The organism is Nocardioides sp. AX2bis, from assembly GCF_902506435.1.
Taxonomy (GTDB): Bacteria; Actinomycetota; Actinomycetes; order Propionibacteriales; family Nocardioidaceae; genus Nocardioides.
In genome coordinates, this window is record NZ_LR733215.1 from 1477060 (window position 1) to 1489228 (window position 12169).

Below are 12169 nucleotides of genomic sequence, written 5' to 3' on the forward strand. Positions count from 1 at the left end.
TGCCCCCACGCGTGTGTTCGCCCTGCAGGCGATGTTCGACGGGATGGATGCGCGTCAAGCTGGCGCCCCCCTGGGCGCATGCCCGTACAGCGCGAGCAAGGGTCGGCTGCAGGAGTGGGGCCAGTACTGGTGGGTCCGGGGATGGTGGCGCCCGCGCGCTGGGGCCTGAAGCACACGGACCTCAGGGCAGCCCCCCTTGGCCACTTCGTCGCCGAGGTGGGGGGTGGGTCGATGCCATCCCATTTTTTCCCGCGTTGGGTGATTTAAGCCTGACGCTCGCGTCGAAGGTGCCCCACCGCGCACGGGCACTCCGGCTCCGCCGAGGCCCTCCGGCTCCGCCCAGGCCCTCCGGCTCCGCCCAGGCCCTCCGGCTCCGCCCAAGCCCTCCGGCTCCGCCCAGGCCCTCCGGCTCCGCCCAGGCCCTCCGGCTCCGCCCAGGCCCTCCGGCTCCGCCCAGGCCCTCCGGCTCCGCCCAAGCCCTCCGGCTCCGCCCAGGCCCACCGAGACGCACCCTCAGTGGTGCTGCTGTGCCAGGTCATCCCGACGCCTGAGTCTAAGGTGCTCGGCGCGTAGCGTCGTGGCCCGTGACTGACGCCAAGGACTGGCCCACCCGACTCAATGCGTCGTTCTACGACCAGGACCCGACGGCGTACTTCCGGGACCGCATGAGTCTGCTCGCGTTGCGGGCCACCCGAGGGCCAGACCTCACCGACCTCATGGGTTTCCGCTGGGGCAGCCTGCTGGTCGGGAGGGACCCCGCCCAGCGGTCGCCAGAGGAGGAGGCCGAAAGGACCACCCGCTTCGTTGTCGCGGAGTCGCAGGTGCTCCTGCACCACGCGGCCGAGGCGGCGATCCGCACGTTCCTGGCCCACGCCAGCAACGCGGACACGCCTTGGTTGGCAATGTCGGCACTGCAGAACCACAGGGAGTTCCGCGACCGCGTGGCCGAGTTGGCCGCGCCCGCCGCCCCGGACTGGGTCCGCGAGGGGGCCGGCTGGGCGCTCCTCGGCCTGGCGCCAGCCGCGATGGACACGGACGCCGAGGCGGTACTGGCCCCCTCCCTGCGCGTGCTGCAGGCGCTCGCCCAGCGGGTGAACGGCGACGCGAACCTCTACAACTCCGCGAAGCATGGGATGACGCTGCTACCGGGCATCGAGTCGGTCGCCCTGGAGACGGAGGACGGACAACCACTCGTGTGCGCGGACGGCACCAGGGTCACGTACCTGGAGCGCTCCGCGACCTCCCGCGCCGAGTGGACCTGGTCGCAGACCACACGGTGGGTCAGTCCCCAGGGCGCCTTCTCCCTCACGCAACTCGCGGTGCTCCTCATCGAGGCCGTGTGGCGGGTCGCGAGGTGGCGCTACGTCGACGTGCCCCTCGGCCAAGTACGGCTCGTCGACGCGTCGCTCGTCGACACGGTGCTGTCCGAGTTCGCCGCCGCCGACACAGCACGGCTGAGCCTGCGGATCGGGACACAGCCGCGGCCGCCGAGGAAAAGCAACACCGGGTGAGGACCCGCTCGGCACCGGGCCAGGGTGAGTCGCCTACCACCGCGGGGAACCGCGCCGGGCGCCTCAGCAGCTGGTGTTGTCGGACCTGGCCACCAGGACCCAGCACCGATCGGGTCTAAGGTCTCGGCCGTGGAATCAACCGTCGTGATTCTCGCCTCGGCCGCGCAGCGGCTCAATCAGTGGTGGCGCCGCTCCGGGTGGGGGCCGCGGACGGTGACGCTGCTCGGGCTGACGGGCGTCGTTCTCGTCGGCCTGTCCCTCCTGCCCGGGCCGAGGCCGGACGCCTTCTGGCTGCGCGACTTCCTCCTCACGGTGGGGTCGTCGCTAGCCCTCTTCGCACCCTTCTACCTGATCACCAGGTCACTCGACCGCCACCTCGACCAGGTGGCCGCGGGGGCGACCGAGCAGGTCGAGGGCGTGCGGGCCGAGGCGGCGCAGCGCGTCGAGGAGGTCCGACGGGAGGCGGCCAGCAACAAGAGCGCCTTGTCGGGAGAGGTGGACGCGCTGCGCGCCGACGTCGACCGCCGGCTCGCCGAGACCGCCGACAGGGTCACCGCGACCCTGAAGGCCGGGGCCCAGGCCGACCGGGCGGCGTTCGACTCGCTGCGCACCGACGCCCCCACCCGGGAGGCAGTCTGGGAGGCGCTGGAGCGCGCCCAGCGGCTCACGCTGACGGTCGCCCGCCGGCCGCCCCGCGTCAACGTCAGCCGGCTCTCGCGCGTCTACGTCGCGTTCGCGATCGACACCGGCGACCTCAGCGACGAGCCGCTGGAACTGCGCGTCGAGGGCGTCGGCGGGGCCACAGAGGACTGGGTGCCGTGGCCGGTGGACCGCGAGGCCCACGACGTGCTAGTCGAGGTCGGCCGCGCGCTGTACAAGCACACGGGCGAGACCCTGGACACCCGCGCGCTGCTCGCCGGGCTGGCCGACCTGCTTGACGCCGCCCTGTCGCACCCGGACCGGCGGCCCGCCATCGAGTTGTGTCCGCCGCAGTGGATGGTCTGCGACTGGGGGGTCGTGACCTACGGGGGCACGAGCACCCGCGGCGCCGACAGGGCAAAACTGCGCGCTTCGTCCACCATTCATAGCCACTTCGCCGGGAAGTCCTGGGTCGACCAGGACTCGTGGGAGGACGCCTACGAGGTAGCCGCGGCGCTGTGGCCGACGACCGACCCTTGGGGCACCCCGATGGGTACAGAGCCCCCCTTCTGACGAGCTCCGCTGGGGGCCGGTTCGAGCGTTCTGCCACTCAGTGAGCTTGAACGCGGCACTGGGGCCGTCGGTGGTCATGCGTGTCTTGCCCGACACTGCCCGGCATGGACGGGGGCCGGAGCACGTGTGGGTGTCGTTCACGGGGGAGCAGGGAGTAGGCAGCGACCGGGTAGGGCAGTCACTTCGTGACCGCCACCGTGACCGCCACCGTGCCCGGCACCGCCGCCCACCAGTGGGCTCAAGCCTCGTGCCACGCCCCGTCCGTTGGTACCACCGCGGCCCACACCCCCGCCAAGTCAGCCTGCGCCTGGTCCGCCGCCCTCAACAACCACGCCAGGCCCTCAACCGAGTACGACTGAACCTGGGGCTTGCCCCGCTTCACCGTCGAGACCCACAACACCGGATCGTCCAGCCGCACCGGAGCCAGGAAACCGTGAGCGAGGTCGTTCCGCAGACGGTAGAACCGTCGCAGCACCTCAATCAGGAACGGCCACCGACCGTCCAAGTCCCGCTCCTTGAGAAGATGGTCGAGGTGTCGCAGCCGGTCGTTAACTGACAGCCGCGACACCACCTCAGAGCTCAACCACAGACCTGCCGACGCGTCCCGGGCGTACGCGTCCGCTAGGACCTCGTCCAGGGCCATCTCGATCCTGGTCGCCCGCTCCAGGACTCGGGCCCGCATCCGGTGCGTAGTCGTAGTCGCCGGCTCCGGTCCCAGCATCTGTTCGAACATCGCCTCGGCGCCACCCTGGGGGTCGTCAGTACTCACGCCGGGACACTACGGGCGCTCGCAGGCGACACACCGGATGAACTGACATTCACGCGGCAGTCTCCGCAGCCACACCGTGGCACCAGCACCGACGAGATGGAGCCGGAGGCCGATGGACTTGAGAACCCGTGGGACGACCTCTGGTTCTACTCCAACCCGGTCTTCGTCAACGTCCGCTGACCCTGCAGGCGGCGCCCCCGGCCCACCAGGCCGGGGGCGTCTGCGACCTGGCGGACCCACACCGCCCTAGAGGCCGAACAGCAGGTACAACCCGGTGAACGTGTACAGCGTCATGGCGCCGAGCAACGGCAGCTGGCCGACGAGGTGACGCCGAGACGGGAGGAGCTGCAGCGACCGGTCGTGGGCGACGATCACGCCGAGGACGTGCCCGACCACGATGGCCAGCACCTTGATGGTCGCCAGCAGGGTCGGGTTCGTCGACAAGAAGTAGCTGACGCCCCAGCCGCTGGTGCCGAACAGGTCCGAGCCGTTGCTGAGGGGGTCACTGACCTGGACGAGGGTCTGCTGCCCGACCTCGACGAACAGGGTCAGGTAGTGGGCGACCATGTACCCGACGATGACCGGCACGATGCTGGCGGCCAGCTGCCGGGGCATGTGACCTCGAGGTGTGCCGTCGCTCCCGGGCCCCGCCGCGGCGACGGAGACGAAGAAGGTCGTTCCCACCACGGCGCAGGCCGCCAGCAGCACCCCGGTGTCGAGGGCGGTGTTGTCAAGCATCGTCCGCTGGCTGAACCGGACCCACGGAACCGACTCCCGGAAGCTGTCGAAGGCGGTGGACCCGAGCAGCACCGCCACCACCGCGACCAGTCCTGCTTCTCCTCGTAACCCCGTCATATTGCGCAGCGGGCTCACCATGATCAGGGTGCCGTCTGCTCGCCGCCCCCAGACCGACAACCGGGCCACCAGGCTCGCGTACACCTCGAAAGGGTCCGCTCGGGCAAGCCAACGCTCGCCGAACACCGCCGCGCCGATCACGGTCACGGCCAAGTACAGGGCAAACCAGAGCCGCAGCGGTCCGAGGTAGGTGGCCTCGGGGTACACCAGCTCCAGCCACACGAAGGCGAACAGCCCGATCGCCGCTGGCCAGTAGCCCACCCAGGACGGCATGGTCGCGACGCCGCGGTCCGGGTCGCCGCCGGTCACGCGTACCAGGACGAGATGGATGGTCCGGGCCGGGCTGGCCAGGCGGACCACCGGACCGAGGAGGAGCGAGACGGGGACGATGCCGACCCACAGCCAGACATAGACCAGGCCGAACACCGGGTTGGTCAGGAGGTCCTCGCCCGCGGTGGCGGCCCAGGCTGCGAATCCCGCGACCGCCAGGCCGATGGCTCTGACGGCCGCGCGGAGGGCGGGGTGGTCGATCACGCCGGCCAGAGGTCGCGGCACGACTAGTCCGACCTCGTCGTCGGCGTAGCGGGCACGACGCCAGGCCAGCAGCAGGACCAGGAACGACACCGTCAGGGCGGCAGTGCCTCCGGCAACCGCGAACGATGCCGGGATGGGGAGGTCGGCTCCGCTGCCCAGGCCGTGGGCCGAGACGTCCACGGCCGCTCTCATCAGCTCACCTCGAGGAGCGCGACCACGTCGCCGGTGTCGTCGTCCTCGACCTCGACGGACCCGGGGGTCTGGATGGTCAGCTCGAAGGAGGTCTCGCCGGGCTGGAAGGGGAAGTACTGCTCCGGCTTGGAGTGGACGCGCAGCTCACCCGCCCGGTCGGCCTCGACGCTCACCGACAGCGATTCGCCGACACCGACGCTGATCGCCTGCGCGTTCGGCGTGATGTCCGCACCGTCCACGACGACGGCGAGGTCGGCCGGGACGGGCTCGGCGGCCTGCGACCGGGACGGCTTGGCGGCCGGCGTGCCGGACGAGGTGGTTGAGGGGGTGGTCGAGGGAGTCGCCGCCCCGTCACCTGCCGGTGCTGCCGAATCTTCAGTGCCACATGCGGTGAGGGTGGTGATGAGGATCGCGACAAGGGTGGGGGCCAGGGCCTTGGGCGTGATGACGACGCGCATGGACATCCTTCTGAGGGTGTGGCAGGCAGTGCCGCGGCCCGCGGCGCGGGTGGGCCCAGATGGCTGTAGGGCGGTGACCTACGATGCTAGATAGTACTTGACGGCGAGCGGGAGGCAGGACATGCGGACACAGACCAAAGGTGGGATCGGCGTCATCCTGATTGCGCTGATCGCGATCGGCGCCGTGCTGTTCCTGAACCGGGGCGAGGCGACACCGGCGGCGGTGGAGAAGACCTCCGACGGCGAGGACTCTCTCCTGGTGCGGGAGGACAGCCAGGTCGTGGGGGAGCCGGCGAGCTCGGGGGACGTCACCATGGTCGAGTTCCTTGACTTCGAGTGCGAGGCCTGTGGCGCGGCGTACCCGGCGGTCGAGCAGCTGCGGGCCGAGTACGACGGGCGCGTTACCTTCGTGGCCCGCTACTTCCCGCTGCCCGGCCACGTCAACGCGGAACCGGCTGCCCATGCGGTGGAGTCGGCCGCTCGCCAAGGTGAGTTCGAGGCGATGTACCAGATGATGTACGAGACGCAGGCCGAGTGGGGGGAGAGCCAGGAGCCCAAGGACGAGGTGTTCCGGTCCTACGCCGAGGAGCTCGGCCTCGACATGGAGCAGTACGACGCCGACGTCACGAGTCCGGAGGTCGCGGCCCGGGTGCAGCGCGACGTAGAAGACGGCATGGAACTCGGCGTCCAGGGCACCCCGACCTTCTACCTCGATGGTGAGCTGCTCCAGCCCCGGACCTACGAAGACTTCACTCAGGCGCTGGACGAGGCCCTCGAGTCGTGACCTCGGCGCTCGCACCCACCGGCCCCGCATCGGCTGACGTCGACGCCGGTGTCGGGCCGGGTGTGCGGCCGCTGGCCTGGCTCCTGCTCCTCGGCGGGGTGACGGGTCTGCTCGCAGCAGCAACGCTCCTGGTCGAGAAGATCGCGCTCATCGCCGATCCCGCGTACGTGCCCAGCTGCAGCATCAACCCCGTGCTCAGCTGCGGGTCGATCATGTCGACCCCGCAGGCAGAGCTCTTCGGGTTCCCCAATCCGATCATCGGAGTGGCGGCGTTCCCCGTGCTCGCTGCCACGGGGGCGGCGCTCCTGGCGGGCGCGCGGCTTGCGCGGTGGTACTGGCTCGGTCTCCAGGTGGGGGTCGTCCTGGGCCTGGTCCTCGTGGGCTGGCTGGTGTTCCAGAGTCTGTACCGCATCGGTGCCCTGTGCCCGTACTGCATGGTGGTCTGGGCGGTGGTGGTGCCAGTGGCCTTCTACGTCACGTCGTTCAACCTTCGCGCAGGACTGCTCGGAGGGGCCGCGGCGCGCTCGCGCGCGGTCCGGGTGGTCGCGGAGTCGCACGTACTGGTGCTCGCGGTGGTGCTGGTGCTCGTCCTGGCGCTGGTCCTGCACCGCTTCTGGTCCTACTGGGTGACGGTGCTCTGATGGGTGCTCAGGACGTGGTGCTGTCGGGGTCGATGCTGCTGGCGGTCCCGGTCGCGGTGCTCGCCGGCGTCGTGTCGTTCTTCTCGCCCTGCACGCTGCCGCTTCTGCCCGGTTACCTGTCTTACGTCGCCGGTGTCTCCGACGACGACGGAGCTGGCGGCGCGGCCGCCGGTGCTCCTGCTCGGTCCCGGGTCGTGGTCGGCACCGTGCTCTTCGTGGCAGGCTTCGCGGTCGTCTTCACCAGCTACGGGGTGCTGTTCGGCTCGCTGGGCTCCTCGCTGGTCCGCTACCAGGAGACGCTCGTCCGGGTCTCGGGAGCGGTGCTGGTCGTGCTGGGGCTGCTGTTCGCGGGGCTCTCGGACCGGGTCCCGTTCCTGCAACGCACCCTGCGTCCCCACTACCAGCCGCGGGTCGGACTCGCGGGTGCGCCGCTGCTCGGCATGGTCTTCGGAATCGGGTGGACCCCGTGCGTCGGACCCGCCCTGGCGGCGGTCCTCGCGCTGGCGACGACAAGCGCCACGGCCGGTCGCGGCGCAGCCCTGTCCTTCGCCTACAGCCTGGGCATCGGCGTCCCGTTCCTGCTGGCCGCGATCTGGTACGCCCGCGCACGTCGCCTGCTGGTGTGGGTACGCCGCCACTCCACGGCCATCGCCCGCGTGGGCGGCGGTGTGCTGGTCCTGATCGGGCTGCTCCAGCTCAGCGGGGCCTGGTCGGAGATAGTCGCCCAGGTGCAGGTCTGGGTCGCCGGCTGGCAGGTGCCGCTGTGAGCGCACCGGTACCCGGGCCGGACCGCGCAGGACCGGAGCGCAACCTGAAGGGCTCCGCCGTCCTGCTCCTCGTCCTGGTGCTGGTCGCTGTCGCGGCCTGGTACCTGACCGGCCCCGCCCGCGACTCCACCGACACCGCCGCCTCGAGCAGTGCCGGCAGCGGGGACGTCATCCAGCAGTACGGCGAGGGCGACCGGAAGGCGGTCGAGCCGTTCGTCGGTTCGCTGCTCGACGGCGGTGAGTTCGACAGCACCGCCCTCCAGGGCGGTGTCTCGGTGGTGAACGTCTGGGGCTCCTGGTGCGGCCCCTGCCGCGAGGAGGCTCCTGTCCTGGCGCAGGTAGCAGGCGAGACCGAGGATGAGGGGGTGCAGTTCCTCGGCATCAACGTGCGTGACAACCCCGACGCCGCCAGGGCCTTCGAGCGCACCTTCGACGTGCCGTATCCCAGCATCGTGCCGGATGACAGTCCAGAGGCGCTTCTTGCCTTCGGGGGGTTGTTGGCCTCGGCCGCGGTTCCGTCCACCGTGGTGGTGGACCCAGACGGGATGGTGGCGGCCCGGGTGGTGGGCACCGTGACGGCGCCGACGCTCCGCGCCCTCATCGAGGACGCGTCGACGGGGTCTGCGGTGACCGGTCGGTGACTGCCCGGCCCGGTGTGCACCGATCCCGCCCCCGTCCGCGGTGGCACCGCACTGCTGGGGGGTGGAGTGCCGTGGTGGCAGTGGCGCTGACGGCCGCGACCGTGGCGACCTCGACCGGTGCGGCTCGAAGCACGGTCGAGAGCTCGACCCCCGGGGTGACGCCATCGATCAACCTCGGACCCGCGCCCACCCGGGCACCCGGCCTGGAGGCGGTCCCGGCCGCTGACCCCGTACGCCGACCCGTCGAGGGCACCCGGTTCCTTCCCGTGGTGCCACAGCAGGCGGAAGGGACGTTCGCCGTCGCCTCGGCGCAGGGTGGGTCATCCGGTCCAGCCGACCTGACCTACGTGGTGGAGGTCGAGCGCGGACTGCCGTACTCCGCCGCCGACGTCGCGACCCAGGTCGACGCGGTGCTGGGCGACGAGCGCGGATGGACCGGGGTCGTGGGCACGACCTTCGACCGTGTCGAGGCAACAGCAGATCTCCGGGTGCGCCTGGCCTCACCCGACACCACCGACCGGCTGTGCGCGCCGCTGCTCACCCGCGGTCAGGTCTCCTGCCGCAACGGCGACCTGGTGGTGCTCAACGCCGTGCGCTGGGCGGTCGGGGTGCCCCACTACGGCGGACGGGTGGCTGACTACCGGCGCTACGTGGTGAACCACGAGGTGGGCCACGCCCTGGGACAAGGACACGTGTCGTGCCCGTCGCCCGGGGCGCCGGCCCCCGTCATGGTGCAGCAGACCTACGGCTTGCAGGGTTGCCGACCCAACCCGTGGCCGGCGGTTGGCTGAGGACCGGGCCCGGGTGCGTGGGCCTCAGGGAGCGTCGAGGATGGCGGGCAGCAACTGATCGTCTCGGGACTCGGCGTAGACGCAGCACCCGGTGGTGGCGGCGTCGAATGCGGGAGCCAGGGCCAGGGCGACCGGCGTCGCCAGTAGGGCCAGCCCTGCTACGGCGGCCCCACCGGCGCGCGCGCGGGCGTGACCGACCGGTGTGCCTGCGAGACGGGTGACGCGGGTCGTGACCTGTGCCCCGGCGACCGCGGGAGCAGAGGCGCGGGTCGCGGGGGCACCGGCCATCCTCATCCTTGCCAGGGCCTGGGCGAGCTGCCGGCGCTCGGCGGGAGCGCGGACGACGTCGTCGGCCTGCATCTCCGCCAGCGCACCGATCTCCTGTGGGGCTGCCGCGAGGAGTGGCCACCAGGCGAAGGTGCGTGCCAGGGCTGTGGCGAAGGCCAGCGCGAGGTCGTGCCGCACCCGCAGGTGCACCCGCTCGTGGGCCAGGACCAGGGCCAGCTGCTCGGGGGTGAGCAGCGAGGCAGCCCCGGAGGTGACCACGATCTGCGGTCGGCGACCGGGCAGGCAGTAGACCAGCGGAACCGGGTGGGAGAGCAGGAGGTAGCCGTCGGGATGGGGCGCGCCGACCATGTCCAGCGACATGCGCTGGGAGCCCCGCTCGAGGCCGGCCCGGCGGAGCTCGACCACCGTGAGCAGGAGGACGCGCAGCAGGAGCGCGCCGACGGTGCCTGCTGCGATGGCGGCGAGGAGCGCTCCTCCCGGATTGGGGTAGTGGTGGGCGAGCTCGATCGGGCTCAGCTGCATGATCGCCGCCACCTGGTCCTCGGGTGCCAGGGGGATCGCCAGGGTGAGACCGCCGAGAGCGAGGCAGAGCACGACCGAGACCGTGACCGTCTGCCACGCCCAGATCCCCGCCGCGGGGAACCTGCGTACCCACCGCGCCCGGGTGAGGACACGGTGCCCCAGGGTCGAGGTGATCGCCGCGAACGTGACCAGGATGAGGGTCGAGATCATGGCTGGGAGTTGCCCGACCCATCCAGCGCGGCGCGGAGCTCCGCCAGCTCCGCCGGGTCGAGCTGGCCGACGAAGTGCAGCAGCGTGGAGCCGCGGTCGCCGCTGCTGCTGAGGACCTGGCCCAGGAGTGCTGCGGTGTGCTCCTCGCGGCTGGTGGCAGGCACGTAGAGGAAGGCCCGACCCGACTTCTCCCGGCGGACCAGGCCCTTGCCGTGCAGGTTGTCGAGGACCGTCATCACGGTCGTGTAGGCGAGGGGACGCTCGCGCTGCAGGTCCTCGAGGACTTCGCGGACCGCAGTGGGCCGGTCCCAGTCCCACAGCCGCTGCATCACGGCCGCCTCGAGCTGGCCCAGGTCCTTCACCACAGCCGCGCTCCACCACGGTCAGTACTATCGGTCATAGTAATATTGTCCCACACGAGAACGAGGTCGCCCGGGTGTCGTCACCGCCGCGCCCGGTCCAGCCGTTCCTGGTCCCGGGGGCCTCCCTGGGTGCTGGCCTGCTGGCCTCCGCCGGGTTCGAGCCGCTGGCCGTGGGATGGCTCGTCCCGCTCGGCACGGCGTGCTGGCTTGCTGTCACGGCGGGAGCGGGCCGCACGGTCGCTGCCGCCTCCGGACTGCTCTTCGGGCTCGGGTTCTTCCTGCCCCTCCTGGCGTGGCTCGGCCCCTCCATCGGGGTCGGGGCCTGGGTGGGACTCGGCATCGTCCAGGCCTTGTGGTTCGGCCTCGCCGGGACCGCGGTCCGTGCCGTGCGCAGCGTGCCCGGCGCCGCCCTGGCGAGCGCAGCCGTGCTCACGGCCGTCGAGCTGGCACGGCAGTCCTGGCCGTTCGGCGGCCTTCCCTGGGGCCGCGCGGGCTTCTCGGTCGTGGACACGGCGTGGTCAGGGCTGCTGCCCTGGATCGGCGTGACCGGCACCACCTTCGTCTTGATGCTGCTTGCCGCGACCGCCGCGGAGGCGGTGCGCGAGGCCGGCGTGCGGACGCTGTCCACCGTGGTCGTCGTCGCCGTCTGTTCGGTGATCCCGCAGATGGCGCCACCCGTGACCACCTCCAGCAAGGAGACGTTCACCGTCGCTGCGGTGCAGGGAGGGGTCCCTGGCGACGGAGGATCGGTCGCGGCCTTTCACCGCACCATCACGCGCGAGCACCGGGACGCGACGGTGCGGCTGGCCCAACAGGTGGCTGACGGCGACGTCGCGAAACCGGATCTGGTGGTCTGGCCGGAGAGCTCGACGGCCGTCGACCCCGTGAAGGATCCCCGCGCCCGGCGTGCCGTGGACGAGGCGAGCCGCGCGATCGGCGTGCCCCTGCTGGTGAACGGCATCGTGAGCGCCGACGACCCGGATGAGGCACTGAACCAGGCCCTGCTGTGGAACCCCAGCGGCGGAGCAGGTGCTCGGTACACCAAGCGCCACCCGGTCCCGTTCGGCGAGTACGTCCCTTTCCGCGACCTGCTCGGGGGCGCCTCGGACCGCTTCCGCAAGATCCCCCGCGACATGCTGCCGGGCCGGGAGACCCCGCCGATGGAGGTCGTCGGCGACGACGTCGTCGGGGTCGCCATGGCCATCTGCTTCGACGTGGCCTATGACGACGTCATCGCGCCCCAGGTCGCCGCGGGCGCGGAGGTTGTGGTCGTGCAGACCAGCAACGCGACCTTCACCGGCACCAGCCAGCTGGACCAGCAGCTGGCCCTGACCCGTGCCCGGGCGCTCGAGGTCGGCCGCGCGGTCGTGGTCTCCTCGGTCAACGGGGTGAGCGCCGTGATCGATCCCAAGGGCGTCGTGGTCGCCCAGTCACCCACCCGGGTCACCGACGTGCTCGTGAAGCGTGTCCCGCTGGTCACCGACCTCACCCCGGCGACACGTCTGGCTCCCGTGCTGGGATCGGCGGTGTGGCTGCTGGCTGTGTTGTCGTTGGGTCTGGCGTTGGTCCGGCGCCGCCGCCAGGCCGTCCCGACAGTCGTGCGAGGTAGTCGTTGTACGCGGTGAGCTCGGC

At 71.4% G+C, this 12169-nt stretch carries 13 protein-coding genes; 8 read left to right on the top strand and 5 right to left on the bottom strand.

Going from position 1 to position 12169, the window contains the following annotated elements:
• Positions 1–584: 584 nt before the first annotated feature.
• Both GV155_RS07010 and GV155_RS07015 read left to right on the top strand, forming a co-directional pair.
• Positions 585–1511 (top strand): hypothetical protein, encoded by a 927-nt coding sequence (locus GV155_RS07010; RefSeq protein ID WP_160006493.1) that lies wholly within the window; start codon positions 585–587, stop codon positions 1509–1511.
• Between the two features lie 129 nt (positions 1512–1640).
• On the top strand, positions 1641–2723 hold the full coding sequence (locus GV155_RS07015; protein ID WP_160006495.1) for a hypothetical protein: 1083 nt from the start codon (positions 1641–1643) through the stop codon (positions 2721–2723).
• A 238-nt stretch (positions 2724–2961) separates the two neighbouring features.
• Here the strand turns inward: GV155_RS07015 and GV155_RS07020 are convergent, their stop codons facing one another.
• From GV155_RS07020 to GV155_RS07035, 3 genes are all read right to left on the bottom strand, one after another.
• Entirely contained in the window at positions 2962–3492 is a 531-nt protein-coding gene (locus GV155_RS07020) for a hypothetical protein (protein ID WP_201300096.1), read from the bottom strand.
• Between the two features lie 246 nt (positions 3493–3738).
• Positions 3739–5073 carry a hypothetical protein gene (locus GV155_RS07030; protein ID WP_160006501.1) on the bottom strand — a complete coding sequence of 445 codons (1335 nt, stop codon included), beginning with the start codon at positions 5071–5073 and terminating at the stop codon, positions 3739–3741.
• Positions 5073–5537, bottom strand: coding sequence for a hypothetical protein (locus tag GV155_RS07035; RefSeq protein ID WP_160006503.1), 465 nt, complete (start codon positions 5535–5537; stop codon positions 5073–5075). Before GV155_RS07035 ends, GV155_RS07030 begins: the two co-directional genes overlap by 1 nt.
• Positions 5538–5652: 115 nt before the next feature.
• Here GV155_RS07035 and GV155_RS07040 point away from each other — a divergent pair, with 115 nt between their 5' ends.
• The 5 genes from GV155_RS07040 (at position 5653) to GV155_RS07060 (ending at position 9155) form a co-directional block, all read left to right on the top strand.
• The gene (locus GV155_RS07040) at positions 5653–6315 is read left to right on the top strand and encodes a DsbA family protein (protein WP_160006505.1); all 663 of its coding nucleotides are present in this window, start codon (positions 5653–5655) and stop codon (positions 6313–6315) included.
• On the top strand, positions 6312–6956 hold the full coding sequence (locus tag GV155_RS07045; protein ID WP_160006507.1) for a vitamin K epoxide reductase family protein: 645 nt from the start codon (positions 6312–6314) through the stop codon (positions 6954–6956). Before GV155_RS07040 ends, GV155_RS07045 begins: the two co-directional genes overlap by 4 nt.
• Positions 6956–7723, top strand: a complete 768-nt coding sequence (locus GV155_RS07050) for a cytochrome c biogenesis CcdA family protein (protein ID WP_160006509.1) — start codon at positions 6956–6958, stop codon at positions 7721–7723. The genes GV155_RS07045 and GV155_RS07050 overlap by 1 nt, the downstream gene beginning before the upstream one ends.
• A complete protein-coding gene (locus GV155_RS07055) occupies positions 7720–8364 on the top strand; it encodes a TlpA family protein disulfide reductase (protein ID WP_160006511.1) in 645 nt (214 codons plus the stop codon). The genes GV155_RS07050 and GV155_RS07055 overlap by 4 nt, the downstream gene beginning before the upstream one ends.
• A gap of 155 nt (positions 8365–8519) precedes the next feature.
• Positions 8520–9155, top strand: coding sequence for a DUF3152 domain-containing protein (locus GV155_RS07060; RefSeq protein ID WP_236554114.1), 636 nt, complete (start codon positions 8520–8522; stop codon positions 9153–9155).
• Between the two features lie 24 nt (positions 9156–9179).
• Here GV155_RS07060 and GV155_RS07065 read toward each other — a convergent pair whose 3' ends face one another.
• Positions 9180–10175 (bottom strand): M56 family metallopeptidase, encoded by a 996-nt coding sequence (locus GV155_RS07065; RefSeq protein WP_160006515.1) that lies wholly within the window; start codon positions 10173–10175, stop codon positions 9180–9182.
• Complete coding sequence (locus GV155_RS07070; RefSeq protein WP_236554117.1) at positions 10172–10540, bottom strand: BlaI/MecI/CopY family transcriptional regulator; 369 nt, start codon at positions 10538–10540, stop codon at positions 10172–10174. The genes GV155_RS07065 and GV155_RS07070 overlap by 4 nt, the downstream gene beginning before the upstream one ends.
• A gap of 71 nt (positions 10541–10611) precedes the next feature.
• Here GV155_RS07070 and lnt point away from each other — a divergent pair, with 71 nt between their 5' ends.
• Complete coding sequence (gene lnt, locus GV155_RS20675) at positions 10612–12162, top strand: apolipoprotein N-acyltransferase (RefSeq protein WP_160006517.1); 1551 nt, start codon at positions 10612–10614, stop codon at positions 12160–12162.
• The last annotated feature ends 7 nt before the right edge of the window (positions 12163–12169 follow it).

Coding starts and splice junctions, on each gene's coding strand:
- GV155_RS07030 (WP_160006501.1), bottom strand. CDS start 5,073: ATGAGAGCGGCCGTGGACGTCTCGGCCCACGGCCTGGGCAGCGGAGCC.
- GV155_RS07050 (WP_160006509.1), top strand. CDS start 6,956: ATGGGTGCTCAGGACGTGGTGCTGTCGGGGTCGATGCTGCTGGCGGTC.
- GV155_RS07035 (WP_160006503.1), bottom strand. CDS start 5,537: ATGTCCATGCGCGTCGTCATCACGCCCAAGGCCCTGGCCCCCACCCTT.
- GV155_RS07040 (WP_160006505.1), top strand. CDS start 5,653: ATGCGGACACAGACCAAAGGTGGGATCGGCGTCATCCTGATTGCGCTG.
- GV155_RS07065 (WP_160006515.1), bottom strand. CDS start 10,175: ATGATCTCGACCCTCATCCTGGTCACGTTCGCGGCGATCACCTCGACC.